The sequence below is a fragment of the Rhodococcus sp. M8 genome (genome assembly GCF_015654185.1).
GTDB classification, from domain to species: Bacteria; Actinomycetota; Actinomycetes; order Mycobacteriales; family Mycobacteriaceae; genus Rhodococcus; species Rhodococcus aetherivorans.
The window spans coordinates 5046909-5072850 of sequence record NZ_CP064065.1; the positions used below are offsets into that span (position 1 = coordinate 5046909).

At 65.5% G+C, this 25942-nt stretch carries 25 protein-coding genes; 24 read left to right on the top strand and 1 reads right to left on the bottom strand.

Annotated features, from left to right (window positions below; genetic code table 11):
• Nucleotides 1–85: 85 nt before the first annotated feature.
• From ISO16_RS22925 to ISO16_RS22960, 8 genes are all read left to right on the top strand, one after another.
• A complete protein-coding gene (locus ISO16_RS22925) occupies nt 86–901 on the top strand; it encodes an enoyl-CoA hydratase/isomerase family protein (protein ID WP_072634439.1) in 816 nt (271 codons plus the stop codon).
• Between the two features lie 48 nt (nt 902–949).
• Nucleotides 950–1987: an LLM class F420-dependent oxidoreductase gene (locus ISO16_RS22930; protein WP_072634440.1), complete on the top strand. Its 1038-nt coding sequence runs from the start codon at nt 950–952 to the stop codon at nt 1985–1987.
• Nucleotides 1984–3471, top strand: a complete 1488-nt coding sequence (locus ISO16_RS22935; protein WP_072634441.1) for an acetyl-CoA acetyltransferase — start codon at nt 1984–1986, stop codon at nt 3469–3471. Before ISO16_RS22930 ends, ISO16_RS22935 begins: the two co-directional genes overlap by 4 nt.
• Before the next feature lie 77 nt (nt 3472–3548).
• Entirely contained in the window at nt 3549–3866 is a 318-nt protein-coding gene (locus tag ISO16_RS22940) for a hypothetical protein (protein WP_029541620.1), read from the top strand.
• Nucleotides 3863–4318, top strand: a complete 456-nt coding sequence (locus ISO16_RS22945; RefSeq protein WP_072634442.1) for a Zn-ribbon domain-containing OB-fold protein — start codon at nt 3863–3865, stop codon at nt 4316–4318. The genes ISO16_RS22940 and ISO16_RS22945 overlap by 4 nt, the downstream gene beginning before the upstream one ends.
• Nucleotides 4315–5508, top strand: a complete 1194-nt coding sequence (locus ISO16_RS22950) for a thiolase C-terminal domain-containing protein (RefSeq protein WP_072634443.1) — start codon at nt 4315–4317, stop codon at nt 5506–5508. Before ISO16_RS22945 ends, ISO16_RS22950 begins: the two co-directional genes overlap by 4 nt.
• Before the next feature lie 23 nt (nt 5509–5531).
• Nucleotides 5532–6977, top strand: coding sequence for an aldehyde dehydrogenase (locus ISO16_RS22955; protein WP_072634444.1), 1446 nt, complete (start codon nt 5532–5534; stop codon nt 6975–6977).
• Between the two features lie 41 nt (nt 6978–7018).
• The gene (locus tag ISO16_RS22960) at nt 7019–9445 is read left to right on the top strand and encodes a CaiB/BaiF CoA transferase family protein (protein WP_072634569.1); all 2427 of its coding nucleotides are present in this window, start codon (nt 7019–7021) and stop codon (nt 9443–9445) included.
• Nucleotides 9446–9526: 81 nt separating this feature from the next.
• Here ISO16_RS22960 and ISO16_RS22965 read toward each other — a convergent pair whose 3' ends face one another.
• Nucleotides 9527–10765 (bottom strand): cytochrome P450, encoded by a 1239-nt coding sequence (locus ISO16_RS22965; protein WP_072634445.1) that lies wholly within the window; start codon nt 10763–10765, stop codon nt 9527–9529.
• A gap of 418 nt (nt 10766–11183) precedes the next feature.
• Between ISO16_RS22965 and ISO16_RS22970 the strand changes: the two genes are divergently transcribed.
• The 16 genes from ISO16_RS22970 (at nt 11184) to ISO16_RS23045 (ending at nt 25930) form a co-directional block, all read left to right on the top strand.
• Nucleotides 11184–11660 carry a cupin domain-containing protein gene (locus ISO16_RS22970; protein WP_072634446.1) on the top strand — a complete coding sequence of 159 codons (477 nt, stop codon included), beginning with the start codon at nt 11184–11186 and terminating at the stop codon, nt 11658–11660.
• Between the two features lies 1 nt (nt 11661).
• Nucleotides 11662–12885 carry an LLM class flavin-dependent oxidoreductase gene (locus ISO16_RS22975; protein ID WP_072634447.1) on the top strand — a complete coding sequence of 408 codons (1224 nt, stop codon included), beginning with the start codon at nt 11662–11664 and terminating at the stop codon, nt 12883–12885.
• Between the two features lie 51 nt (nt 12886–12936).
• Nucleotides 12937–13749: a mycofactocin-coupled SDR family oxidoreductase gene (locus ISO16_RS22980; protein WP_006936302.1), complete on the top strand. Its 813-nt coding sequence runs from the start codon at nt 12937–12939 to the stop codon at nt 13747–13749.
• Nucleotides 13750–13824: 75 nt separating this feature from the next.
• Nucleotides 13825–14307 (top strand): Zn-ribbon domain-containing OB-fold protein, encoded by a 483-nt coding sequence (locus ISO16_RS22985; protein ID WP_029541633.1) that lies wholly within the window; start codon nt 13825–13827, stop codon nt 14305–14307.
• Nucleotides 14304–15479, top strand: a complete 1176-nt coding sequence (locus tag ISO16_RS22990) for a thiolase C-terminal domain-containing protein (RefSeq protein ID WP_072634448.1) — start codon at nt 14304–14306, stop codon at nt 15477–15479. The genes ISO16_RS22985 and ISO16_RS22990 overlap by 4 nt, the downstream gene beginning before the upstream one ends.
• Nucleotides 15480–15497: 18 nt before the next feature.
• Nucleotides 15498–15992, top strand: coding sequence for a lipocalin-like domain-containing protein (locus ISO16_RS22995; protein WP_072634449.1), 495 nt, complete (start codon nt 15498–15500; stop codon nt 15990–15992).
• A gap of 70 nt (nt 15993–16062) precedes the next feature.
• Entirely contained in the window at nt 16063–16599 is a 537-nt protein-coding gene (locus tag ISO16_RS23000) for a flavin reductase family protein (protein WP_072634450.1), read from the top strand.
• A complete protein-coding gene (locus ISO16_RS23005; protein ID WP_072634451.1) occupies nt 16599–17261 on the top strand; it encodes a TetR/AcrR family transcriptional regulator in 663 nt (220 codons plus the stop codon). Before ISO16_RS23000 ends, ISO16_RS23005 begins: the two co-directional genes overlap by 1 nt.
• Nucleotides 17262–17354: 93 nt before the next feature.
• A complete protein-coding gene (locus ISO16_RS23010; protein WP_072634452.1) occupies nt 17355–18770 on the top strand; it encodes an aldehyde dehydrogenase family protein in 1416 nt (471 codons plus the stop codon).
• A 47-nt stretch (nt 18771–18817) separates the two neighbouring features.
• Complete coding sequence (locus ISO16_RS23015) at nt 18818–20008, top strand: aromatic ring-hydroxylating oxygenase subunit alpha (protein WP_072634453.1); 1191 nt, start codon at nt 18818–18820, stop codon at nt 20006–20008.
• A gap of 235 nt (nt 20009–20243) precedes the next feature.
• Nucleotides 20244–21593: an MFS transporter gene (locus ISO16_RS23020; RefSeq protein ID WP_072634454.1), complete on the top strand. Its 1350-nt coding sequence runs from the start codon at nt 20244–20246 to the stop codon at nt 21591–21593.
• Nucleotides 21594–21873: 280 nt separating this feature from the next.
• Nucleotides 21874–22020, top strand: a complete 147-nt coding sequence (locus tag ISO16_RS23025) for a DUF1059 domain-containing protein (RefSeq protein WP_065923532.1) — start codon at nt 21874–21876, stop codon at nt 22018–22020.
• Between the two features lie 254 nt (nt 22021–22274).
• Complete coding sequence (locus ISO16_RS23030; RefSeq protein ID WP_072634455.1) at nt 22275–23156, top strand: SDR family NAD(P)-dependent oxidoreductase; 882 nt, start codon at nt 22275–22277, stop codon at nt 23154–23156.
• Nucleotides 23157–23158: 2 nt separating this feature from the next.
• Nucleotides 23159–23392 (top strand): ferredoxin, encoded by a 234-nt coding sequence (locus tag ISO16_RS23035; RefSeq protein WP_072634456.1) that lies wholly within the window; start codon nt 23159–23161, stop codon nt 23390–23392.
• A gap of 40 nt (nt 23393–23432) precedes the next feature.
• Nucleotides 23433–24656 (top strand): cytochrome P450, encoded by a 1224-nt coding sequence (locus ISO16_RS23040; RefSeq protein ID WP_072634457.1) that lies wholly within the window; start codon nt 23433–23435, stop codon nt 24654–24656.
• A 20-nt stretch (nt 24657–24676) separates the two neighbouring features.
• Nucleotides 24677–25930, top strand: a complete 1254-nt coding sequence (locus ISO16_RS23045) for a cytochrome P450 (RefSeq protein ID WP_072634458.1) — start codon at nt 24677–24679, stop codon at nt 25928–25930.
• Nucleotides 25931–25942 lie beyond the last annotated feature (12 nt).

The window sequence follows — 25942 nt, forward strand, 5'->3', positions numbered from 1 at the left end:
TCGGTTGTGCTCGCCGGTTCCTCGAGCTTTAATCTAAAGCCATTAGTCTTCTTCTGTCGAGTCCTTCGTCCCTGGGGAGAGCCATATGTCCGATGCGACACCGATCCTGACCGAGCGGCCGCGGCCGGGCATTCTCCTGATTCGCCTCAATCGCCCGGACGAGCTCAATGCCATGAACGTCGACCTCATCGACGCGCTGCACGAGGTGCTCGCCGAGGTGCGGGACGATTCGACCACCCGCGCGATTGTGCTCACCGGTGAAGGACGTGCCTTCTGCGCAGGTCTGGATCTGCGCGGATACGGAATCCCGCAGGGTGCGACCGAGGGGGAGGGTCGCGCGCAACTCGGACTGCGGGTGCAGAAGCACATCGCGGGTCTCGTCGATGCATTCCGCGGTGCGCGGCCACCGATCATCGCGGCGGTCAACGGGGCCGCGGCGGGCGGCGGAATGTCGCTCGCCCTCATGTCCGACATACGTATCGTGTCCGAATCCGCGGTGTTCCACGCCGCGTTCATTCGCCGCGGCCTGTCCAACTGCGACATCGGAATGAGCTGGCTCCTGCCCCGCATGATCGGCTTCTCCCGGGCTGCGCAGATCATGCTCACCGGCAGGTCCATCGACGCCTCCGAAGCCGAACGGATCGGGCTCGTCTCGTCCGTCGAACCCGCCGACAAGCTGCTCGACGTCGCGCTGGACACCGCCGGGGCCATCGCGCAGAACAGCCCGTTCGGCGTCTGGATGACCAAGGAAGTGATGTGGTCGAACCTGGAGGCGCCCAGTATGCGCGCTGCAATCGACCTCGAGAACCGTACGCAGATCCTCAGCTCGTTGACGCGCGATCACAAGGAAGCCGTCGTCTCGTTCCTCGAGAAGCGGCCGCCGGCGTTCCAGAATCACTGACCGGCACCGATTGATTCGACGACACACCGAAGAGGCAGTGAAAGCAGCATGAGAGTTGGAATCGCCGCAGGGTATTGGGGTTCGGGCCCGCCGCGCAATGTCGAACGGATGCTCGCCGAGGCCGAAGCGCTCGGGGTCGAGAGCTTCTGGACCGCCGAGACCTACGGGTCCGACGCGCTGACACCTCTCGCGTGGTGGGGTGCGCAGACGTCGAGGATCAAGCTGGGGACGTCGGTGTGCCAGATGTCGGCGCGCACACCGACGGCGCTGGCGATGGCCGCGCAGACCCTCGATCACCTCAGCGGTGGTCGCGTGATCATCGGCATCGGCGCGTCCGGGCCGCAGGTCGTCGAGGGCTGGTACGGGCAGCCCTACCCGCGACCTCTCGAACGCACCCGCGAGTACATCGAGATCATGCGGCAGGTGTGGGCGCGTGAGGAGCCGGTGACCTACTCGGGGCGGCACTACCAGCTGCCGCTCCAGGGCGGCTCCGGACTGGGGAAGCCGCTCAAGTCGATCGTCCACCCCCTGCGTGACGACGTCCCCGTCTACATGGGCGCCGAGGGCCCGAAGAACGTGGCGCTCGCCGCCGAGATCGCCGACGGCTGGACGCCGCTGTGGTTCTCGCCCAAGAGCGACGAGTTCTACCGCACGGCACTCGCCGAAGGCTTTTCGCGTGAGGGAGCGCGCCGCACCGCCGACGACTTCGAGGTTGCGAACGTGTGCTGGCTCCTCGAGAACGACGACGTGGAGAAGGCCGCCGCCCGGCTCAAGCCGACGGTCGCGCTCTACGCCGGCGGTATGGGGGCCAAGGGTGCCAACTTCCACAACGACGTGTTCGCCCGCATGGGGTGGGGCGAGGTGTGCGCCGAGATCCAGGAGCTGTACCTGAGCGGGCGGCCCGAGCTCGCCGCACAGGCCGTGCCCACCGAGATGGTCGAGGACGTCGCCCTGGTCGGTCCCGCGGACAAGATCATCGAAGAGATCGAAACCAAGTGGAAGTCCACGTGCCTGACCACCCTCATCCTCGGTGGGTGGCCGAAGCCGGAGAACCGCGAGCGCATTCTGGAGGCAGTGCAGTCGTGACCCTCGATCCGAGAACCCCGATCCTGGTCGGCACCGGCCAGGTCGACGAACGCGGCGGCGGCGTGGAGCCCGTCGATCTCATGGCGCGCGCGGCGCGCGAGGCCGCTGCCGATGCCGGGTCCGCGCGCCTGCTCGAACTGGTCGACTCCGTCCGCGTGGTCGGGCTCCTGTCCTGGCGTTACCGCGACCCGGGCGCACTCGTCGGCGAGCGCATCGGCGCGACCGTACGGCACACCGGTTACTCCGGAAACGGTGGGAGCACGCCGCAGGTGCTGGTCAACGGTGCCGCCGAGGACATCGCCGCTGGCCGCGCCGACGTCGTGCTCATCGGTGGCGCCGAATCCTGGCGGACCCGCATGAAGCTGCGGGCGCAGAAGCAGCGACCCGAGTGGAGCGTGCAGGACGAGTCGGTGCCCGCCGCCGAGATCATGGTCACCGATGTGCCGATGGCGGACGAGAGCGAACGCCGGATCGGTCTGGACCGGCCCTCGTACGTCTATCCGCTGTTCGAGCAGGCGCTGCGGGTCTCGGCGGGACGCTCCCTCGAGGAGCACCGCGAGTTCATCGGGGGCCTGTGGTCGCGGTTCAGCAAGATCGCGGCAACGAACCCGAATGCGTGGGTGCAGCGGGAGTACACCGCGGCGGAGATCGCGACACCGTCGCCCGAGAACCGGATGATCTCCACGCCCTACACCAAGCTGCTGAACTCGAACAACATGGTCGATCAGGGCGCGGTGCTGCTGATGTGCTCGGTCGAGACGGCCGCCCGGCTCGGTATCCCGCGGGAGAACTGGGTCTTTCCGCAGTCCGGCACCGAATCGCACGATACGTATGCGATCGCCGAACGGGGTGCCCTCGACGGGTCACCGGCGATTCGCATTGCGGGGGCGCGGGCTCTCGAGCTCGCGGGTATCGGGCTGGACGATGTCGCGCACGTCGATGTGTACTCGTGTTTTCCGTCGGCGGTACAGGTTGCGGCGAACGAGCTGGGGTTGGCGCTGGATGATCCGGGTCGGCCGCTGACCGTGACCGGTGGTCTGACGTTCGGGGGTGGCCCGTGGAACAACTACGTGAGCCATTCGATCGCGACCATGGCGAAACGGGTGCGTGAGTCCCCGGGTTCGTACGGTCTGGTGACCGCCAACAGCGGCTATCTCACGAAGCACGCCATGGGCGTGTACCGGACGGAACCTCCCGCCGGAGGATTCCGGCGGCTGGACGTGCAGGCCGAGGTGGCGGGGCAGCCCACGACCGCCGCGCTCATGTCCTACGCGGGCACGGCGTCGGCGGAGTCGTGGACCGTGGTGTACGGCCGCGACGGTTCGCCGGAGCGTGGTTTCCTCGCGGCACGCACTGCCGCAGGGGAGCGAACCCTCGCGGCGACCACGGACGCCGAGGATCTCGCGCGCCTCACGGAGGGCGATGTTGCAGGTCAGCACGTTTCGATCAGGGAGGACGGGCAGTTCCACTTCGCGCGACGTTGACGGCATTTATCTAACGACATAAGGTTATTGCACTGACGGACACGACAGGCTCGTGTCACGAATCGAGGAGTTCACAGATGTCTGTCGAAGACTTTCGTGCACTGTACGAACAGCATGTCGGCTACGTTGTCGCCGGAAACATGAAGGCCGCTCTCGCCGACATGGTGCGAGAGAACATTCCGCAGGTATTCGACGGAATCGACACCCCCCGCGAGGCCACGAAAGGCTTCGAGATCAAGGACGTGCGCGCCGAGGGCGACCGGATGGTGGGCGAGACCGTCTACGACATGGGCGACCGTTCGATCGGGCTGCGCTCCATCTGGGAGCTCCACGACGGACGCTGGCTCGCGGCGAAGCTCGAGAACTTCCCCGCCGGAACGGAGGCGAACGCATGACCGCGACAGAACTCGCGACCGAACCGTGGGGACCCGCGCCGGACGGACTCGATCAGCCGTACTGGGACGGTCTCCTCGCCGGTGAGCTGCGCCTTCAGCGCTGCAGCGATTGCCGCACGTGGATCTGGGGGCCGCAGGCCATCTGCGGCAACTGCCACAGCTTCGATCTCGACTGGGAGGCCGTCGAACCGGTCGGCACCGTCTACAGCTGGAATCGCAGCTGGTACCCGTACATGGACGAATATGCCGATCGGTTGCCGTACGTGACGGTGCTCGTCGAACTGCCGCACGCCGACGGCCGCCGGGTTCTCGGCATCCTCGCCGACGACATCGATGCGAACCCCGAGATCGGCGACCGAGTGGTCGGAGTGTTCGAGCGGACCGAGGGTGCCGCCTGGCCGTTGCTGCGCTGGCGCCGGGCCGACTCGATCGTAGAGGGAGAAAAGCGATGAGTGACAACGTCCTACGCGGTGCAGCCGCAGTCGTCGGCGTCGCCGAACAGCATTACAAGCGCGGCGAGGCGCCGCACAGCGAGAAGCGCATGACCCTCGAGGTCATCCTCGAAGCGTGTGCCGACGCAGGCGTCAACCCCCGCGAGATCGACGGATTCGTCTCCTACGCGGGTGGCGCCAACGACGGCGCCATCATCGGCGGCGCACTGCTGATCGACGAGCTGCGTTGGTCGAACATGATGTGGGGCGGTGGCGGCGGCAGCGTCGCAGCTGCCATCACGAACGCGGCGACTGCGATCGCCACCGGTCAGGCAGAGTGCGTGGTGGTCTACCGCGCCATGACGCAAGCGGATACGGGTCGACTCGGATACGCGAAGTACCACTACGGCAGCCACTTCCTCGCGCACGGCATCGGCTCCCCCGCGCAGATCTGTGCGATGCGCACCCAGCGGATGCTCGAGCACGGCGGGGTGCCGCGCTCGGCGATGCGCTCGCTCGTCCTCGCCTCGTACCAGCACGCGCAGAACAACCCGACCGCGCAGGGCTACGGCCGACCCCTCGACGAGGAGTCCTACGAGAACTCGCGGTTGATCGCCGAGCCGTTCCACCTGTTCGATTGCTCCCGGGAAAGCGACGGCGCGGTCGCGTTGGTGCTCGTCTCGGCCGAGCGGGCCAAGACCCTGCGCCCCGACCCGGCGTACCTGCTGTCCGGCGCACAGGGCGCACCGGGCGGGTACTCGGAACTGATCGACAACGACCTCGGCGAGCAGTACATGAGCGCCGGATTCGGGCCGGCGAACAACGGAAAACCCGGTGTCGCCGAGCGACTCTGGTCCGGGGCGGGCCTCGGTCCGGACGATGTCGACGTCGTGCAGGTCTACGAGAATTTCAGCGGTCCCGCTGTTGCGGCGCTGATCGATCACGGCCTGTGCCCGCCTGGAGAAGCGGCCGGCACCTTCATGACCGTCGACAATCTCACCGCACCGAACGGCAAACTGCCCGTCAACACCAGCGGCGGCAACCTCGCCGATTCGTTCATCAACGGTCTCAACCTCGCGGTCGAAGCAGTCCGGCAGATCCGCGGCACCTCGACCAACCCGGTGGCGGGCGCGAAGACCTCCCTGTTCATCGGCGGGCCGATGGCGCCGTTGGTGAGCTCGGTGCTGCTCGGCCACGAAGACACCCTCTGACCGCCACCTCCGAAAGGCACGACATGAACGATCAGGACAGGAACGAACTGTTCATCGGCGGCCGATGGGTGGCGCCGAAGGACGGTGGCACCGTCGACGTCGTCGAGGCGGCCACCGAGAAGGTGCTCGGTACCTCCGCTCTGGCGACCGAGGCCGACATCGACGACGCCGTTGCGGCCGCGCGCACAGCACTCGCCGGCCCGTGGAGCAGGCTGACCCACGTCGAACGTGCGGACCTGCTCGACAGGTTCGCGGCCGCCCTCAAATCCCGCGGTCGCGACACGTCCCGACTGGTGAGCCGCGAGAACGGCATGCCGATCGCGCTGTCGGGCGGTGTCAACGGTTTCGGCCCCGCAGCGATGCTCTCGTACTACGCCGGGCTGATCCGCAACGCGTCCAACGAGGACGTGCGGCCGAGCGCATTCGGCGGTCGCACCGTCGTGCGACGCGAGCCGGTGGGTGTGGTCGCGGCCATCACGCCGTGGAACTACCCACAGCCACTCGCCGCGATGAAGCTGGCTCCCGCGCTCGCGGCGGGATGCACGGTGGTGCTCAAGCCCGCGCCCGAGACGGCACTCGACGCGTTCGCCTTCGCCGACGCCGCCCTCGAGGCGGGTCTGCCCGACGGTGTGGTCAACGTCGTCCCGGCCGACCGCGACGCCGGTGCCTACCTGGTTTCGCACCCGGGCGTCGACAAGGTGGCGTTCACCGGGTCCACGGCGGCAGGGCGCGCGATCGGTGAGGTCTGCGGGCGGCTGCTGCGGCCGGTCACGCTCGAACTCGGCGGCAAGTCCGCGGCGCTCGTCACCGAACAGGCCGACCTCGACGTGTTCGCGAGGAACCTGCTCGACGTATCGCTGGTTAACAACGGCCAGACCTGCCACGCGAGCACTCGGATCCTCGCGCCGCGTTCCCGGTACGACGAGGTCGTCGACGCGGTCACCGAGACCGTGCGGGCACTGACCGTCGGCGATCCGCTCGACAAGGCCACCGACGTGGGGCCGCTGGTCTCGGCGGCCCAGCGCGACCGCGTCCTCGGTTACATCGAGTCGGGCCGCGCCGACGGATACCGCATCACCACCGGCGGCGGCGTCCCCGACGATCAGCCGCAGGGGTGGTTCGTCGAGCCGACCGTGTTCGCCGGCGTCGACAATTCCGCGCGCATCGCGCAGGAGGAGATCTTCGGTCCGGTGCTGACCGTCACCGCCTACGACGGTGAGGACGAGGCAGTCGCGCTCGCCAACGACTCGGAATACGGACTCGGCGGCACGGTCTGGACCACCGACGAACGGCACGGCCTCGATCTGGCGGCACGGATCCACAGCGGCACCGTCGGAGTGAACTACTACGCCCTCGACCTGGACGCGCCGTTCGGCGGTGTCAAGTCGTCGGGGCTCGGTCGCGAGCTCGGCCCGGAGGGGCTGGCACCCTATTACACGTCGAAGTCGGTGTACTTCGGAACTCGCTGACCAGAAACACCTCTCGCGTCGAGCCACATTTGGAGCACAAGATGGCACTACCCCTGCACGGTGTCCGGGTACTGGAACTGACGGACGGATTCGGCGACACCGCAGGCCGGTTTCTCGCCGACCTCGGGGCCGAGGTCGTCCACGTCGAACTCCCCGGAGGCTCGGCTTCGCGCTCGGCGCAACCGGTCCGCAGCGGTGTGAGCGTTCCGTTCGCGCTGCGCAATGCGAACAAGCTCGGAGTCACCCTCGACCTGGACGGAGACGAGGGACAGGAACGGCTGCGTGACCTCGCGCAACGCTCGGACATTCTTCTCGAGTCCTTCCCACCGGGATTCCTCACTGCTCGGGGAATCGGTGCCGAACACCTGTGCCGGATCAATCCGCAGCTCGTGGCCGTGTCGATCACCGGCTTCGGCCAGGACGGGCCGTATCGTGACTGGACTGCGACCGAGCAGGTGCTCTACGCACTGAGCGGTGTGCTGTCGCGTTCCGGCGAACCGGGGCAGCAGCCGCTGCTGCCGCCCCACGGGCTGATCGACGAGTCGGTGGGCGTGCACACGGCGTGGTCGGCGCTGCTCGCCTACTTCGATCGGTTGCACACCGGACGGGGACAAACCGTCGACATCTCGGCGTTCGAGGTCATCGTGCACGGCTTCGACCCCGGATTCGGTGTGCAGGGCTCCGCTGCCGCAGGCCGTTCCGAGGACTTCCCGCGGGGCCGGCCCGACGCCGCCAACTTCTACCCGGTCTATCGCTGCGGCGACGGGCAGGTGCGCATCTGCCTGCTCGCGAAGCGGCAGTGGCGGGCGATGTTCGAATGGCTCGGTGAGCCGGAGGAATTCGCGGATCCGACATACGACACCATTCCCGCGCGATTCGCTGCGTCCGCTCGCCTCAATCCGCTCATCGAACAGTTGTTCAGCACCTATACCCGCGACGAACTCGTCGTCGAAGGTGCGGCCCGGGGCATCCCGATCGGTGGTCTCAACACCGTGTCGGAGGTCTTGACGACCGAGCATTTCGATGCGGCCGGTACGTTCGTCGATACCGAGATCTCACCCGGCGTCACCGCGCGAGTCCCGTCCGGGTACGCGAAGGTCGACGGGCAGCGAGCCGGAGTGCGCATGCGTGCGCCAGAACTCGGTGAGCACAACGACATGGTGTTCGGGTCCGACATCGACGGGGCTCACGATCCGATTCCCGCACTGCAGCGCGAACCGGGTGGGCGGCCGTTCGAGGGTCTTCGGGTCCTCGATATGGGTGTCGTGGTGTTCGGTGCTGAACTCGGGCGCCAGTTCGCGGACAACGGCGCCGACGTCATCAAGATCGAGAACTCGAACTTCCCGGACGGATTGCGCCAGTCGAAGCGGGGTGCGGCCCTCGCCGCGTCCGTGGCGTGGGGCCACCGTAACCGCCGCAGCCTCGGACTGAACCTGCGCAGTCCCGAAGGCATCCGCATCTTCAAGCGGCTGGCCGCCGAAGCGGACATCGTGCTCGCCAACTTCAAGCCCGGCACTCTCGCCTCGATGGGGCTCTCGTACGACGAGCTCGCCGCGATCAATCCGCGCATCATCGTGTCCGAGAGCAGCGCCTTCGGCAGTGTCGGCCCGTGGAACAAGCGGCTCGGCTACGGACCGCTGGTACGGGCAGCCTGTGGTGTCTCAGCGCTCTGGCGGTACTCGGACACCACTGATGCACTGTGCGACGGCTCGACTGTCTACCCCGATCACATCGCCGGACAGGTCACCGCAACCACGATTCTCGCCACGCTGATCCACCGGCTGCGGACCGGGCGTGGCGCCGCGATCGAGGTCGCTCAGGCCGACACCGCGATCGTGCAACTGGGTAGCCAGCTCGTCGCGGAACATCTCGAGCCTGGGTCGATCGGCGCACCGGGAAATTCCGATCCGTACTCGGCGCCCTCCGGGGTGTACCCGTGTGGAGGTGACGACGAGTGGTGTGTCGTCACCGTCCGCGACGACACGGACTGGGCGAGGCTGTGCGGTGTAGTGGGCCGGCCCGACCTCGCCGACGACCCTCGTTTCGCCACCGCCGAGCTCAGGATCGACCACCGCGCCGAGGCCGACGAGGTGCTGACGGAGTGGCTGCTGCGGCACACGCCGACCGATGCGATGGAGACTCTGCAGGCGGCTGGAATACCGGCCGGGGCCATGATCCGGTTGCCGGAGCTGCTCACCAACCCTCAGCTGATCGCGCGCGGTGCGTACACCGAGCTCGAACACGAGCTGCTTCCGGCGCCGCTCCCGACCGCGAAGCAGGTGGCGCACTTCGCGACGTTGCCGGACTGGCCGCTGCGGCAGGCGCCCCTGGCCGGTCAGCAGACACGTGAGATCTGCGAGAGAGTGCTCGGGCTGAGCACAGTCGAGATCGATTCGCTCGTGCGCGACGGCGTGCTGCAACCGCCCGCCGACGATCCGGCGCTGTCGCCGGTTCCCTCCACAGTGTGACACAGCCGAGAAGGTCCCCGGAGCTTCCTCCGGGGACCTTCTACTGTTCGGGCCGACTTCCTGCGACCGGGTCGAGCGGGATCAGTGCGTCGACGGCGCGAACGTGATCGGCAGCTTCTCGCATCCACGGACCTGGGACGAATGGAAGACCGCGGGATTGTCCGGAACGAGCGCGTAGTCGGGAATCCGCTTGTGAATCTCCTCCATGGCGAGCCTCAGCTCGAGCCGCGCGAGATGGGAGCCGAGGCAGCGATGCGGGCCGGCGCCGAACCCGATGTGGCGGTTGGGGTGCCGTTCGATCTGTAGCTCGTCAGGGTTGTCGAACTCGTCGTCGTCACGGTTGGCGGAGGTCATCAACACCAAGAGTTGGTCGCCGGCCTTGATCGAGACACCACCGATCTCGGTGTCTCGGGTCGCACGCCGGCCGCCGCTCGTGGCAGTCTCGATCCGCAGGATCTCTTCCACCGCCGATGGAATCAGCGTCGGGTCGTCAAGGATCGCCTCGCGCTGCTCGAGATTACGAGACAGGTGGATGAGTCCCCAGGCGAGAGCGCCTTGGACGGTGTGGAGTCCCGCGACGAGAAGCAGGAAGAACATCCGGCACAGTTCCTCGTCGGTGAGCTGCCTGGGTGTTCCTTCGACGTCGAGTGGGGTGTTGATGATCTGCGCCGTGAGGCTCCCGGAGTTGTCGTCGCCGGAGCGGACCCGGGCGACCACCTGCCCGAAGTACTCGTAGATCTCGCCGGCGGCCTTCGCGCGGGCCTCGGCCGATTCCTCCTCGCTCGCGCCGGGGATGCCCTGGAGCGTGATGTCGGTCCACTCGGTGAATTGCGGTGCGTCGCTCAGTGGCCACCCCATGAGCGCAAGGAAGATCCGCGTCGGCAGTTCGTGTGCGAACTCGGAGATGAACTCGCACTCGCCCTTTTCTGCGAAGTCGTCGATCAGCGCGGTGATGATGCCCCGGATCTCGGGCTCGAGCGCCTTCATTTGCTTGGGACTGAACAGCGGCTGAAGTGCCTGCCGATAGTAGCTGTGTTCGGGCGGGTCGAGTTCGAGTGGAAGGAATTTGCCCTGCGCGGCATTGAGCAGGTTGTTCGGGAAGCTCGAGAACGTCTCCGGATCCTGGAGCACCTGGAGTGCCTCGCTGTATCGGGTGACGACCCAGTGTCCGCCGTGATGTGGGGAGTAGAGGACCGGCCCTTGCTTGCGTAACGCAGCGACACGCTCCTGGAACACATCGGCCGGCACGGCCAGGGACGGGTCGTACACATCGAAGTCGGTGATCAGATGTGCGGGAATTTCGATCTGTGTCGTGATCATCGGCGATCCTTCGCGAGGGGAGTGATCCGGAGAGCGCCTCGGCGGGGAGGGGTCTTCCGGGGAGTCAGGTGATATGGCGCTGTGACGAGAGCGGGCTGACGTGGGGAGGGGCGATTGCCTTGGGACGACGGTAGATCAGTCGTTTCCGACCGGTCAACAGCGTATGTGCTGATGTCTGCGTTTCGCAGGGGAATTGCTGTCGCGCAGTCGGTGCCCGCTTGACCGATTAACCGATAGCATTTAGATTGATCGGTGTGATGCGCAACACTCGCGTGCTGCGGGTGGGGCGCGTATCACACGTAGCACGCGGTGCTTCCCTGTTCGTGTCCGTGAACTGAAATCTGTTGTGGGACAGAACGTACTGTCTGCCATCCCGGCGCCGTTCGTCGTCACAGAATTGTCTCCCGGAGGGGCAAACATGGGCTTTCGTCGCGTAATCGCAGTCGAACGCGAGGGCGCGGCCGTGCTCGTCGCCGACGAGCAGATCGAGAGGCTGGACGCCGCCGGAATCGACCCCATCTGGCGAACCGACTCCGATCCCGAGGTCCCCAATTCCGGTGAAGTACCGGCCGCCGTCGGATTTCCGGATCCGGGCGGAGTGTGGGTGATCGGCTGGGTGCTCGAGCCTGGTCGCATCGGCGACAGCGACAACGGAATCGTCGTCATGGACGACGAGGATCCGGGGTTTCATCGGACGGATTCCGTGGACGTGCACGTCCTTCTCGAGGGTTTGCTCGTGCTCGAACTCGACGACGGTGTGGAGATCGAACTGAATCCCGGCGACACGGTGGTGATCAACGGGAACAGGCACCGATGGCACAACCGAGGAGAACGGACCGCTCGGGCCATCGTCACCATCTGCGGCGCGTCACGCAACGACCGACAGGAGAACTGAAATGGAATCGGCAACCGAGAACACCGGGTCGAACGTGAACTATGCGCCGGCTGCGAGGAAGGCTCCGCTCCGGTGCGGAGTGTTCCTTCCGCCGTACCACAATCCCCGCCGTAACCCCACGATGGCGATCGAACAGGATCTCCGCCATGTCGAGGATCTCGATCGGCTCGGTTTCCACCAGGTGTGGTTCGGCGAGCATCACACCGGTGGATACGAGGTCGGTCCGTCACCGGAACTGATGATCGCGGCAGCTGCACAGCGCACCGAGCGCATCGAGCTGTGCAGCGGTGTCATCTCTCTCCCGTACCACCATCCGTTGATGGTGGCCGACCGAATCACGTTCTTGGATCACATGACTAGAGGACGCATCAGGATCGGTGTCGGGCCGGGCGCGCTCGTGGCCGACTCGCAGATGATGGGCATGGACTACAACCTTCTGCGGCCGCGGATGGAGGAATCCCTCGACGCCATCCTGGAACTGCTCGAGACACCGGGGCCGGTCGACCGGAAGACCGAATGGTTCTCCCTCGAGGATGCCCGAGTGCAGCTGGGCCCCTATTCGTACCCCGGCGTGCCGATCACCGTCGCGGCGGCGATGTCCCCGTCCGGACCCAAGCTGGCCGGCAAGTACGGACTCGGTCTGCTGTCCATCGGTGGCACCAGTGACAAGTCGTTCGAATTGCTCGAGCAGACGTGGGGTATCACGACCCACGAGGCGAACGAGCACGGTCGGACGGTCGACCGCGGTGACTGGGCGATCGTCGGCAACATCCACATCGCCGACACCTTCGAGCAGGCCGTCGAGGACACCCGGTACGGGCTGCGCGACTTCATGGATTACCGCCACGTCGTCACCCCGATGAAAATGATCGAACCCGGCGAAGAAGTCGCGCACGAGGAACTGGTCCGGCGCGTCAACGAGTCCGGATACGGCTGCATCGGCGATGCGAACGACGCCATCGACTACATCCAGAAGATCATCGACCGCACCGGCGGCTTCGGCACCTTCCTCGCGACAGCACACGACTGGGCCGACACCGAGGCCACCTCACGCATGTACCGCATCCTCACGCGCGACGTCATGCCGCGCTTCACGGGCGCCTGCGAACCGCTGCTGAACTCCTATCACTGGACCCAAGCGCGCAAGGACGGCTTCAGTGAGCGATTCGCGACCGGCATCAGCCAAGCGACGCAGGACTACGAGCGTGTGAAGAGCGCACGGTAGTCGATCCGGCAAGACCCCGCTCAACACCGTTATCCGACAGCAGGAGAATCGATGACCTCACTCGACGGAAAAGTAGCAATCATCACCGGCGGAGCTCGCGGCCAGGGGCGCGCCCACGCGCTCACGCTTGCCGCTGCCGGCGCCAGGATCGTGGTGTGTGACGTCGCCGCACCGATCAAGAATGTGCAGTATGCACTCGCGACACCGGGGGACCTCGAGGAGACGATCCAGCTGGTCAAGGAAGCCGGGGGTGAGATTGCCGGCATGCAGGCGGATGTGCGAAGCAGTGCGGACATGAAGGCTGTCGCAGATCTTGCGGTATCGCAATTCGGAAGGATCGACATCCTGCTGGCGAACGCCGGAATCCACGATCACTGCGAGTCGACGATCGAGATCGAAGACGACGCGTGGCAGACGATGCTCGACGTCAACCTCACCGGAGCGTGGAAGGCGTGCAAGGCTGTCGTACCGGTGATGATCGAGGGTGGTCGAGGCGGATCGATCGTGATCACCTCGTCGGTCGACGGACTCGGCGCTTCTCCCTCGTGGGGGCACTACGGCGCCGCGAAGCACGGACTCCAAGGCTTGAAGGACACACTCGCGTTCGAGCTCGCCGATCACAACATCCGCGTCAACACGGTCAACCCCACAGGGGTCAATTCGCCCATGGCGGAGGGACTGTCGAAGGTGTTGCCACACGTGGTGCGGAAGTGGAAGCACAACGACCGCACGAATCTGCTCGACGTGATGATGCTCGAACCACAGGATATCTCCGACGCCGTGCTGTGGCTCGTGTCCGACGGCGCGAAGTACGTGACCGGGATCGACCTGCCGATCGACGCGGGCTACCTGACCAAGCACTGACCGACCGGACCTTCTGCGACACCCGCCCGTAGGGCGAAGGAGCGATATGCCGATTCACGAAAGCGGTGCGATCCGATGACACCGGGTCCCGGGGTGGCCCGCGAGTTCCCGGCCACCGTCCTGGCCGGTCCGTACGCGGACGGCCTGGACCTGCCGTATTGGGAAGGTCTGCGGGCGGGTGAGCTGCGGCTGCAGAGATGCGGCCGGTGTGGACTGTGGATCTGGGGACCACGCTGGATGTGCGGACAGTGCCGGGCGTTCGACCCGGCATGGGTCGCCGTGGAACCGGTCGGACGGGTCTTCTCGTGGTCGCGGACCTGGCACCCCTTCATCCCGGAGCTGGCCGGCGAACTGCCGTACGTCACGGTTCTCGTCGAGCTCCCGCACGCCGGGGGGCGACGAGTGCTCGGTCTGCTGGCGGAGAACGACGATGCGGACATCGCCATCGGTGACTCGGCTGCGGGAATCATCCAGCAACCTGCCGACTCGCCCTGGCCGGTGCTCCGCTGGCGCCTCGCGAGCACTGCGAACGGGACCGAACGGGGAGACGAGCGATGACCGGCTCATTTCTCCGCGGTGCCGCAGCCGTCGTGGGCGTCAGCGAATTCCACTACAAACGAGGCGAATCGCCCGACAGCGAACTTCGGATGACGTTGCGCGCCATCGTCGAGGCTGCTGCCGAGGCCGGGGTGCCGCCCCGCGAGATCGACGGCTTCGTCTCGTACGGCGGCGGTGACAACGACGGGACCGTCGTGGGTGCGTCACTGATGTCGCACCGGATCCGCTGGTCCACCATGATCTGGGGTGGTGGCGGTGGTGGTGCCGCCGCGGCGATCACCAACGCGGCGGTCGCTATCGCAGCGGGCCAAGCACAGTGCGTGGTCGTGTACCGCGCCATGGCACAGCGGGATTCCGGCCGCCTCGGATATGCCAAGCACCATTTCGACGGTCACATGCTCCCGCACGGAGTCGGATCCCCCGCCCAGGCCTGCGCACTGCGCACCCAGCGGATGCTCGAGCACGACGGGGTCCCGGAATCCGCGATGAGGTCCCTGGTTCTCGCCGACTACGTACATGCGCAGCAGAATCCGGGTGCCGCGGCGTTCGGGCGTCCTCTCGACGAGTCGACCTACGAAGCCTCGCGGATGATAGTCGAGCCGTACCGGCTCTACGATTGTTCTCGTGAGAACGACGGAGCCGTTGCTCTCATCCTGGTCGCTGCCGAGCGCGCCGAGAAGCTCCATCCGAATCCGGCCTACGTGCTGGCCGGCAGTCAGGGCGCGGTAGGGGGCTACGCCGTCGACACGGAGAACGATCTCGACTACACCTCGGCGGGATTCTCCGGGGCGGCGGGGGTCGCGGAGAGTCTGTGGGCAGATGCCGACCTCGGTCCCGACCAGGTCGATGTCGTCCAGGTCTACGAGAACTTCAGTGGTTCCGGGGTGGCCGCGCTGATCGATCACGGGCTGTGCCCACCCGGCGCCGAAGCCGGCAAGGTCATGACCCTCGAGAATCTGACGGCTCCGCACGGACTGCTCCCGGTGAATACCAGCGGGGGCAATCTCGCAGATTCGTTCGTCAACGGGATGGGGCTGGCAGTCGAGGCCGTGCGCCAGGTGCGCGGAAGCTCGGCAAACCAGGTGCCCGGCGCGAAGGTGTCCCTGTTCATCGGCGGGCCCATGGCCGCACTCTCGAGTTCGGTCCTTCTCTGCACGCGCGACGTGCTGTGAGCTGAAAGGAAGCAGGACATGAGCACCGACACCGACACCGACATCGATGGCGTCTCGATCGCCCAGCGGATCGTCGGGGCCTGGGAACTCGTCGAGTACTCGACAACCTCCGATACGGGAAAGGTCGACTACCCGCTGGGTCCCGAGGCTCGCGGACTGATCATCTACTCGGCGGACGGGTACATGTCGGCACAGATCATGCGTTCCGGCCGAACCCTCTACCGGACCCGCAACGTGCACAGCGGCGAGATGGGCGAACGAAGCGAGGCCGCCGGGGGGTACCTCGCCTATTCGGGTCCCTACCGTGTCGACGAGGACAACTCCGCTGTCTGGCACGAGATGGCGGTATCGCTGTATCCGAACTGGATCGGCGACGACCAGAAGCGGTACGTGCGCTTCGAGGGTGACGTGATGACCCTGTCGTCGGATCCGCTCGTGTTCCGCACCACCACGCTGTCTCCGGCACTGGTCTGGCGACGGATCACACCCCGCGCGGTACGGACGGCGCCATGAGCCCGATGCAGCTCGTTCCTGCAGGCGAGATCCGGGTGCACATCGCACCGGGCAGATGAGAGGACGACATGTGTCGACGCGAGTGGACAGCAGCATCGGCCCGGCAACGGACACTCGGGCGCTCCGCGACGTCTTGGGACATTTCTGCTCCGGTGTGACGGTGGTGACGGCGATGGTAGGCGACGAACCGGCCGGATTCACCTGTCAGTCGTTCTCGGCGCTATCGCTGGATCCGCCCCAGGTCCTGCTGTGCCCGAGCCGGCGTTCGACGAGCTGGCCGGCGATTCGGGCCGCCGAGACGTTCTGTGTCAACGTACTTTCCTCGGGCCAACACGCTCTCAGTGACCGCTTTGCGAAATCGGGGGGCCGGAAATTCGACGGAGTGCGGTGGTGCCCGGCCGAGGGCGGCGCGCCGATCATCGGCGGGGTGGCGGCGTGGTTCGAGGTGGCGCTGGCTGCGGAGCACGACGGTGGCGATCACCTCATCGCGGTTGCTGACCTCCTCGACTTCGGGTCGGATCCGACCACGCAGCCACTGGTTTTCCATCGGAGTCGATACGGCGGGGTTGTGGAACTGAGTCTCGGGTCGATCGAAAGGGGGACGTGATGGGACGACCGGCAAAGCCTCTGATCAGCCGGAGTTCGACGATCGCGGCAAGCATCGAGATCATCGACACCGAAGGTATGGCTGCGTTCAGCCTGCCGCGCGTGGCCAAACACCTGAACGTGAATACCTCCTCGCTGTATCACCACTTCGCCGATCGCCGTGAGCTCATGACAGAGGTGGCGAAGGAGCTCATGACCGGGGCCACGGTGCCCGAGTATTCGTCGGATACCGACTGGGTGGAATGGTTCGTCGAACTCAGCCTCAACTACCGCGACGCGATTCTCCGCCATCCCAATGCCGCTCTCGTGCTGGTGCAGTTTCTTCCGCGCGACGTCCTCACGAGAACGTACGAAATGTGTGCCCGAATCCTCGAGGACGGGGGCGTACCGGCGCGCCTGCACGTGGTGATCCTGGACAGACTGGAGAAACTGGCACTCGCCACCACTCTGAGCGATCTCATGCGCGACCCGGTCGGCAGCACGGAGGTCTTCCCGAATGTCGACGAGCGGAGACACCCGACGCTCACCCGCGCGCTGGCAGCCAACCGATGGTCGTCGCGCGAGCTCTTCGTGGTAGCGATCCGCGGATTCCTCGCCGGTGTGATGGGTGTGGCCACCGCAACGGTGAGCGACGAAGGTCTGCGGGACCTCGTCGGATCGTAAGCGGTAAGCCGTTGCTTCTTATGCCTTCTCGGTGACCGAGCAGCTCGGTGTACCGGTGAATTCTGTCAACTCGATGATACGGAGTAAGCCATCGTGACCCTTGATCTGTACGTGGACGGCACGTGGAGTGCCTCCACGAGCGCGGAGCGTATCGACGTCGTCAACCCGACCACCGAGGAACGCATAGGGGATGTCCCCGCCGGGGCTGCCGCAGATGTCGATGTGGCGGTGGCTGCTGCGCGGCGGGCCTTGGAGCAGTGGTCACAGACCGCGCCGCACACGCGGGCGGAGTTCGTCTCGCGTCTGGCCGACGAACTGGAGCGGCGACAGGAGGAGATCACCGATATCGTCGTCGCCGAGGTCGGCACCCCACGCAGGGTGGCGCGTTGGGCCCAGATCGGACTGGGTATCGTCGACCTGCGTGAGGCCGTGACCGCGGCGAGGGACTTCCCGTGGGAAGAACAGCTCCGCAACTCCCTGATCGTGCGTGAGCCTGTCGGGGTGATCGGGTGTATCACGCCCTGGAACTACCCGTTGCACCAGATCACCGCCAAGATCGGGGCTGCGCTCGTGACCGGGTGCACGGTGGTCGTCAAGGCCAGCGAGGTTGCCCCGTTCACCGCCCACGCCCTGGCGGAAGCGGTCGACGCTGCCGGAGTTCCGGCCGGCGTATTCAATCTGGTTCACGGGTACGGTCCGATCGTCGGCGAGGCCATCGCCATTCATCCGGACATCGATATGGTCAGCTTCACGGGATCGAACTCGGTCGGCAAGCGAGTCCTCGAACTGGCCGCCGGGACAGTGAAGCGGGTGTCGGTCGAACTGGGTGGAAAGAGCGCCGCTGTGCTGCTCGACGACCTCAGCGACGAGGAGTTCGGTAAGGCCGTGCCGCACACCGTGCGTGCCTGCTACATGAACGGCGGACAGTCCTGCAATGCGCAGACTCGTTTGGTCGTACCGCGCTCCCGCCTGGCCGAGGCGGAGAAGCTCGCCGCGAAGGCGGCCGCGGCCTACGCGCCCGGCGATCCCGCCGACGGCGACACGAAGCTCGGACCCATGGTTACCGCATCTCAGCGTGAGCGGGTCCTCGACTACATCCGTGCCGGCGTCAAGGAGGGCGCAAAGCTCGTCGCCGGGTCGGTCGACGCACCGGCCCGTACCGGATTCTTCGTCGAACCGACCGTGTTCTCGGAGGTGGACCCGGACAGCACGATCGCTCAGGAGGAGATCTTCGGTCCGGTGCTGTCGATCATCGCGTACGACACACCCGAGCAAGCGATCGAGATCGCGAACGGCACGATCTTCGGTATCGCCGGCGCTGTGTGGTCCGGCGACCCCGAGCGCGCGAAGTCGGTTGCGCGCAGGATGCGTGCGACGCAGATCGAGGTCAACGGTGGAAAGTTCAACGGCGCTGCGCCTTTCGGCGGATTCAAGCAATCCGGCCATGGGCGTGAGGGCGGGGCATTCGGCCTCGAGGAGTTTGTCGAAATCAAGAGTCTGCAGCTCTAGCGACGTTCTTGCGGGGACCGCCGCGGTCCCGCGAAGGAGTGAGCACGATGGTCTACACCGATCTTCCGTACGACGAGGCGACGAAAGCGGGTTTTGCCCGGGCGTTGTTCGATCACCTCGACCACGACACCACCGATATGGCGCCGGAGATCCTCGAGGTCGATCCGCGCGTCTACACCGATCCGGAACTGGCGGCCCGCGAGCGCAGAGAGCTGTTCGGATATGTGCCGATCATCGCGGCGCACAGCACCGAATTGCCCGGCAACCACGACTTTGCGACGGTCCAGTTGCCGAACAACGAGATTGTTCTCGTTCGGCAGGCGGACGGTGGGGTTCGTGGGTTCGTGAACACCTGCCGGCATCGAGGCGCCCGGCTCGTTCCCGAGGAGAGGGGTTCGAAGCGCATCTTTTCGTGCCGCTACCACGGGTGGGCGTATGGGAGCGATGGCAGTCTGCGGTCGATCGCGGACGAGCCGACGTTCGGGAGGGTCGATCGTCGCTGCATGAGCCTGCTGGAGATTCCGGTCGAGGAGCGACACGGTTTCGTCTGGGTCGTCGACTCCGCCGCGGGTGATCGAACGATCGACATCGCGGAGTGGCTCGGCCGGGAGTTCGACGAGTCCCTCGCCGCCATGGAGATGGACAAATACCACTGCCATATCGCCCAGAACTTCGATGTGGACATCAACTGGAAGGTCTTGATGGATGCCTTCCTCGACGGCTACCACATCACCTCGACCCACGCCGGAACTGTTGCGCCGTACTTCTACAACAACGCGCAATCCTGGGAACCCATGGGCAGGCACGGACGAATGGTCACGGCACGCAAGAGCATCGACACGGTGCGAGGTGTCGCGCCCGCGGACGCCCCGATCGACCGGCACATCACCGTTGCGCACTTTCTGATGCCCAATATGTCGGTGCTGCGTCAACCGGACCATCTGGAGGTGCTCAACTTCGTCCCTGCTCCGGGCACGCCCGTCGGGGCCCGGATGCAGATGCGTCTTCTCACTCGGGAACCTGCCGTGACGGACGAGCAGAAGGCGCGGTGGGACAAGAACTGGAACATTCTGATGGCCGTACTTCGAGAGGAGGACCTCGTCGTCAACGAGGGTCTGCAGAAGGCCGTTACGAACACGGACATCGGACCGATCTACTTCGGGCGAAACGAGATTGCCAACCAGCATTTTCATCAGTGGATGGCGCGTGCGTTCGAGGATTCGAGGAAGTGGGGCTGAGCTCCGAAGTGCTCATTCCGGGCTTGTCGCCAGTACCGATAGGCATTAGATTATTGCCCGTGTGATGCAGGGCATGCCGCGGTGGTAAAGGGCGTATCCCGCAGCCCCGCACCTCGACGGTCGCGACGAGCTTGCAATCGAACGATTCTGCCCCGTTGTCGACACACGTCGACAACCGCCACTCGCGCGTTCATCGGCATCGAACCCAGATACCCCACAACCCGAAGGAACCAACATGTCGCAGATCTCCGGCCTGGGGAAGGAAAGGGCCGTCTCGGGTGCCCGATCCGTGGTCCTCACCTGCTTGGCCATCACCATCCTCGATGGTGTCGACCTCATCATGTTCGGCGCAGTGCTTCCGACATTGCTGGAAATCGAACAGTGGGGGATCACCACCGCCTCGGCAGGGTTGATCGGCAGCTTGTCGCTGTTCGGAATGATGGCCGGCGCAATGCTGGCCGGCTACCTCACGGACCTCGTCGGCCGGCGACCGATCGTGCTCGCCTGCATTGTGAGCTTCAGTCTGTTCACCGGGTTATGTGCCATTGCGCCGAATCTCGAGACCTTCGGCCTCTTCCGGTTGCTTGCCGGCCTCGGCTTCGGCGGAGCCCTCCCCACCCTGATTGCGCTCACCCAGGAATACGTCAAGGTCGACCGACGGCAGTTCTACAACGGCGTCATCCAAACCGGTTTTCCCATCGGCGGGTGCGTGGTCGCCATCGCCGCCATCTTCATGATCCCTGCCTTCGGCTGGGAATCGATGTTCGCAGTGGGTGGCCTCCTTGGGGTCGTGTTGTTCGTCATCGCATACCGAAGCCTGCCCGAATCGATCGCTTTCCTCGTGAGCAAGGGCCGGCACGATGAGGCCCGCGCGTTGACGCAGCGTTACTCGGTTGATCACGGTGCCGAATCCGGCCTGGCCCTGGAGGAGTCGAAAACCGCGAATGCCGGTTCCAAGTCGGGACTGAAGCTCCTGTTCGCACCCGGATACAGGATCGCGACGATCATGTTCCCGCTCATCACCTTCTTCGGCCTTCTCGTCTCGTACGGCATGAACACCTGGATTCCTCAGATGCTGAGGGCCTCCGGCTACGATCTCGGGTCCGCGTTGACGTTCCTGCTCGCCTTCAACATCGGTAGCGGGTTCGGCATGGTGGTCATCACCGGTCTGGCGGATCGACTGGGATCGCGTCCGGTGATCTCGGTGAGCTTTGTCGGGGGAGCGATCGCAGTGTCCGCCCTGACCCTGCAGCCGGCACAGGCGCTCGTGTTCGGGTTGGTTCTGCTGATCGGCTTCTGTGCGTCCTCCACGACGGGCGTTTACGGATTCGTCGGGGTCTTCTACCCGGCCGCTGCGCGTGGCACAGCGCTCGGACTGGCGGTGGGGCTGGGCAGGTTGGGTGGTGTCTGCGGGCCCATTCTCACCGGAATGATCATGAGCTCTGCGCTCGGAGCGGACTGGGCCTACTACGCCTTCGCGTTCGCTGGAGTGGCTGCCGCAGTGCTGGTGTCGTTGGTTCCCCGAAGGACCAATGCCATGCATCGGACGGACGCGCCTGTCGAAAAGACCGCGGAGCCTGCCTGATCGATTCCGAAACGTGAGGGGGCTGGGAGACGGAGGCGCGCACGTAGCCTTCATCTGCGACCCGAGCTTCGCGACGTTCCTGCTGTGTCGCACTGGCGGCTCTATCGACAGCAGACGACCGGCATCAGGGCTCCGGCGGTTGTGTAACCTACGTACGTTAGATATTGTGGTGTGATGTCGCCCACATCCGGCCCGGCGCTCCCGAGCCTCTCGGTCGACGAGGACGGACAGGGGTGTCACCGACCGTACCGATGGCGCAGAAGGGCCGACCGCTATGAGGATGAAGACGAGATTGACCTGCCCGTGTGGAGCCGTGGTCACGGGCACGGATGAAGACGACCTGGTTGCGAAGGCCCGGTCGCACCTGAGCGAGTCACATCCCGGAATGGAGTACTCGCGCGATGAGATTCTCTTCATCGCGTACTAGCAGTGTCGCGTACCGGCAGTGTTTCGCGAATGGTCAAGCGGCTGTTCATCAACGACCTCCATGCGGTGAAGAGTCGATTCCCGCGCAAGGGTCCTCGACACGTCGATCCGGCTCGGCTGATTTACAAAGAACGATTGACGTATCACTTCTCATGTATGTAAGCTGAATCACATGACGGTGCGAACCCTGTAGGGAAGTCGCCGTCCTCCAGCGTCTTCCATCCCTCTGTTACATGTTCGAGCTGAGGAGCTTTGATGAAACTCGAAGGTAAGGTCGCGCTGATCACCGGTGCCGGGTCCGGGTTGGGACGCGAGGCATCGCAGTTGTTCGCGTCGGAGGGCGCGAAGATCGCGGTGGTCGATATCGATCCGGAGCGTGCGAAGGGCACGGTCGAGTTGGTCGAGCAGCAGGGTGGTTCGGCGATCGCGGTCACCGCGGATGTGCGGGTCGAGCAGCAGGTGGTCGATGCGGTGGCGGCGACGGTGGCGGCGTTCGGAAAGCTCGACATCGCGTGGGCCAATGCCGGGATTGTCTCGCGCGGTGGTGTGCCGTCCGTTGCGGGTGGTGAGCAGGTCGAGTTCCAGGATCTGACGGACGCGGACTGGCAGGACGTCATCGGGGTGAACCTGTCCGGCGTGTTCTACACCGCGAAGGCGGCGGTGCCGGCGTTGCGGGCCAATGGTGGCGGTGTCATCCTGGCGACCTCGTCGGCGGCGTCGTTCGTGGCGTACCACAGCATCGCAGCGTATTCGGCGACGAAGGCCGGTGTGAACGGGATGGTTCGCGGTCTGAGCCTGGATCTGGGCAAGTACGGGATCCGGGTGAATGCGATCGCCCCGACGCACGGGATGTCGCCGAACTTCCTGGCGCCGGCCGGTGCTCCGGTGGTGGGGCAGTCGTACGAGGAGGTCGCCGGTCCGTGGGACCCGAGTGTCTCGCCGATTCCGCTCAAGCTCAATCGTCCGCCGTCGCTGAAGGACAATGCGCGGGCTGCGTTGTTCCTCGTGTCGGACGAGTCGGCATACATCTCCGGTGTCACCCTGCCGACCACCGACGGCGGCACCTTGTCTCGAGTGGCGATGATGTTCCCCGAAGACGGGAACAACCCGCCGCCGATGGTCACCGGCGAGGACTGACGATGACTGCCCACGACACGGAAGCGCAGTCAGGCACGCGCCGACTCGTCGTGGATCGGTCGGCGTGCGCCGGGCACGGCCTCTGTTACGGCCGCGCCCCCGAGATCATCGACTGCGACGATGCCGGATACCCAGTGCTCGTGCAGGAAACGCTAGGGACCGCAGCGCACATCGTGGCGGCCGAGGAGGCCGTCGCGATGTGCCCCGAACGAGCCCTGAGCCTCGAAACACCCTGACTTCTCGAGCAACACAGACCCTTCGAACGGGGCGATCAGCATGACCATCACCGACGAAATGTCGACACCTGTAGTCGACTTCGACATCTACGACCCGTCGCTCACGGACCCGGTGGACACCGTGCAGGAGAAGGTCGCCGAACTCGCGGCCAAAGGCCCTGTCGTCTACTCGACCGCGCACGGCGGCCACTGGATCGTCACCCGGTACAAGGAGCTCCACGAGGTCCTCCGCGACCCGGAAACCTTCTCGAGTTACCCGAACAACCTCGTCAATGCCGGGGACGGCAAGTTTCTGCCGCTCGAGCTCGACCCGCCGGAGCACACCGGATATCGGGTGGCCCTGCAGCCGCTGTTCTCCCCGAACCGGATGAAGGCGCTGTCCGAGCAGATCCGGGGCGTGGTCAACGAACTGATCGACAGTTTCGCGGGCAAGGGTGAGGCGGAGTTCATCGCCGACTTCGCGCACGAGCTGCCCACCCGCGTCTTCCTCGCGTTGATGGACTGGCCACTCGAGGACGCCCCGATACTCACCGAGGCCACCGACACCGCCCTGATGGGCAAGCCCGGAGCCAGCGAGGACGAGTCGGCGAAGGCACGCGCCGAGGCAGCCCAGCAGATGTTCGCCTACTTCCAGAAGATCGTCGACGAGCGTCGCGCGAACCCCGGTGAGGATGTCACCTCCGCACTCATCCGCACCGAGGTCGACCTCGAGGACGGCAAGCGACTGCTCACCGACGAAGAGCTGACCCGCATGTTCTTCCTCCTGCTCATCGCAGGTCTGCACACCGTTCAGGGATCGCTGGCCTGGGCCGTGATCCACCTGGTGAACAATCCTCGTCAGCGCGCCGCGCTCATCGAGGACGACTCGCTGATCCCGAACGCCGTCGAGGAGGTCCTGCGGATCGAGGCTGCAGTGAGTATGGGCCGCCGTGCGACCCGCGACGTCGAACTCGGCGGGGCGAAGATCAAGGCCGGCGACCAGTTGCTGCTGGTGCTCTGTTCGGCCAACCGCGACGGAAGCGAATTCGAGGATCCCGACGAGTTCGTGATCGACCGGTCACCGAACCGGCACCTGGCATTCGGTGCCGGTCCGCACCGGTGCCTGGGCTCACATCTGGCCCGCATCGAACTGTCGATCGCGCTCGAGGAACTGCACCGCCGGATTCCGGACTACGAACTCGTCGAATCCGATCCGCCGATCCTGCACGCAACGCAGGTGCGGGGCTGCTTGCGGCTTCCGATCAGGTTCACACCGACGACCTGAGCGTCGGATCGGCAGGTTCCATGGATTCAGAAGGGTGCAACGCGTTGACTGCCAGTAACGTATCCGAGGATCTGCTCGTCGACTTCGACGTGTACGACCCAGCTCTCGCCGCTCCGGTCGATGTCTTCCAGGAAAAGGCCGCCGAACTCCGTGCCCGCGGACCGATCGTCTACTCCCCGCACCACGGTGGGCACTGGATCGTCACGCGCTACGCGGACATCTTCCGCATCCTGCGCGATGCCGAGACGTTCTCCAGCTATCCGAACAACCTGGTCGATGCCGGCCAGGGCAAGTTCATCCCGGTCGAGATCGATCCGCCCGAGCACACGCAGTATCGTCAGGCGCTCCAGCCACTGTTCGGTCCGGCGCGGATGAAAGAGCTCGAGCCGAGGATCCGCGAGATCATCAACCAACTGATCGACGGCTTCGCGGACTCCGGCCGGTGCGAATTCGTTGCCGAGTTCGCGCATGCGCTGCCGACTCGTGTCTTCCTCAGTCTCATGGGCTGGCCTCTCGACGATGCCGAACAGTTCACGGAGTGGACGGATATTGCGCTCCAGGGGATTCCGGGAGCCGGCGAGGAGGAATCCGCCCGTGCCCGGGCAGAAGCGGCAACGAACGTGTTCGAGTACTTCGGTGCATTCGTGGATCGGGTGCGTTCCGGGCAGGAGGACTCGGAGAGCGTCACCGCGCAGATCATCGATACCCCGATCCGGATGGACGGAGTCGAGCGGCACCTTACTGACGAGGAACTGCGCCGCATGTTCTTCCTGCTGCTCATTGCCGGACTGCACACGGTGCAGGGTTCACTCGGTTGGGCCATGGTGCACCTTGCGAACAACCCGGTGCAACGGCAGGCGCTCATCGACGACAGCAGCCTGGTGCCGGACGCAGTCGAGGAGATCCTCCGCATCGAAGCCGCCGTCAGCATGGGCCGGCGGGCCACCCGCGATGTCGAGATCGCCGGCGTCAACATCAAGGCCGACGATCAAGTGTTGCTCCTGCTGTGTGCGGCCAACCGCGACGAAGCCGAGTTCGACAATCCGGACGCGTTCGTGATCGATCGTGGCCCGAACAGGCATCTGTCGTTCGGTGCAGGGCCGCATCGGTGCCTCGGGTCTCACCTCGCCCGCCTCGAGCTCACCTTGGCGATGGAGGAGATACATCGGAGAATCCCCGACTACGCGCTGGTCGACAGTGATCCGCCGTTGATGCACGGTACGTCGGTGCGTGGTTGCGTGCGGCTACCGCTCACGTTCACACCGGAATCGTGAAGCTGAGACGAG

Excerpts from the sequence above, each read along its gene's own strand:
- ISO16_RS22925 (WP_072634439.1), top strand. The coding sequence starts at position 86 with ATGTCCGATGCGACACCGATCCTGACCGAGCGGCCGCGGCCGGGCATT.
- ISO16_RS22930 (WP_072634440.1), top strand. The coding sequence starts at position 950 with ATGAGAGTTGGAATCGCCGCAGGGTATTGGGGTTCGGGCCCGCCGCGC.
- ISO16_RS22940 (WP_029541620.1), top strand. The coding sequence starts at position 3,549 with ATGTCTGTCGAAGACTTTCGTGCACTGTACGAACAGCATGTCGGCTAC.
- ISO16_RS22945 (WP_072634442.1), top strand. The coding sequence starts at position 3,863 with ATGACCGCGACAGAACTCGCGACCGAACCGTGGGGACCCGCGCCGGAC.
- ISO16_RS22950 (WP_072634443.1), top strand. The coding sequence starts at position 4,315 with ATGAGTGACAACGTCCTACGCGGTGCAGCCGCAGTCGTCGGCGTCGCC.
- ISO16_RS22955 (WP_072634444.1), top strand. The coding sequence starts at position 5,532 with ATGAACGATCAGGACAGGAACGAACTGTTCATCGGCGGCCGATGGGTG.
- ISO16_RS22960 (WP_072634569.1), top strand. The coding sequence starts at position 7,019 with ATGGCACTACCCCTGCACGGTGTCCGGGTACTGGAACTGACGGACGGA.
- ISO16_RS22965 (WP_072634445.1), bottom strand. The coding sequence starts at position 10,765 with ATGATCACGACACAGATCGAAATTCCCGCACATCTGATCACCGACTTC.
- ISO16_RS22970 (WP_072634446.1), top strand. The coding sequence starts at position 11,184 with ATGGGCTTTCGTCGCGTAATCGCAGTCGAACGCGAGGGCGCGGCCGTG.
- ISO16_RS22975 (WP_072634447.1), top strand. The coding sequence starts at position 11,662 with ATGGAATCGGCAACCGAGAACACCGGGTCGAACGTGAACTATGCGCCG.
- ISO16_RS22980 (WP_006936302.1), top strand. The coding sequence starts at position 12,937 with ATGACCTCACTCGACGGAAAAGTAGCAATCATCACCGGCGGAGCTCGC.
- ISO16_RS22985 (WP_029541633.1), top strand. The coding sequence starts at position 13,825 with ATGACACCGGGTCCCGGGGTGGCCCGCGAGTTCCCGGCCACCGTCCTG.
- ISO16_RS22990 (WP_072634448.1), top strand. The coding sequence starts at position 14,304 with ATGACCGGCTCATTTCTCCGCGGTGCCGCAGCCGTCGTGGGCGTCAGC.
- ISO16_RS22995 (WP_072634449.1), top strand. The coding sequence starts at position 15,498 with ATGAGCACCGACACCGACACCGACATCGATGGCGTCTCGATCGCCCAG.
- ISO16_RS23005 (WP_072634451.1), top strand. The coding sequence starts at position 16,599 with ATGGGACGACCGGCAAAGCCTCTGATCAGCCGGAGTTCGACGATCGCG.
- ISO16_RS23015 (WP_072634453.1), top strand. The coding sequence starts at position 18,818 with ATGGTCTACACCGATCTTCCGTACGACGAGGCGACGAAAGCGGGTTTT.
- ISO16_RS23020 (WP_072634454.1), top strand. The coding sequence starts at position 20,244 with ATGTCGCAGATCTCCGGCCTGGGGAAGGAAAGGGCCGTCTCGGGTGCC.
- ISO16_RS23025 (WP_065923532.1), top strand. The coding sequence starts at position 21,874 with ATGAAGACGAGATTGACCTGCCCGTGTGGAGCCGTGGTCACGGGCACG.
- ISO16_RS23030 (WP_072634455.1), top strand. The coding sequence starts at position 22,275 with ATGAAACTCGAAGGTAAGGTCGCGCTGATCACCGGTGCCGGGTCCGGG.
- ISO16_RS23035 (WP_072634456.1), top strand. The coding sequence starts at position 23,159 with ATGACTGCCCACGACACGGAAGCGCAGTCAGGCACGCGCCGACTCGTC.
- ISO16_RS23040 (WP_072634457.1), top strand. The coding sequence starts at position 23,433 with ATGACCATCACCGACGAAATGTCGACACCTGTAGTCGACTTCGACATC.
- ISO16_RS23045 (WP_072634458.1), top strand. The coding sequence starts at position 24,677 with ATGGATTCAGAAGGGTGCAACGCGTTGACTGCCAGTAACGTATCCGAG.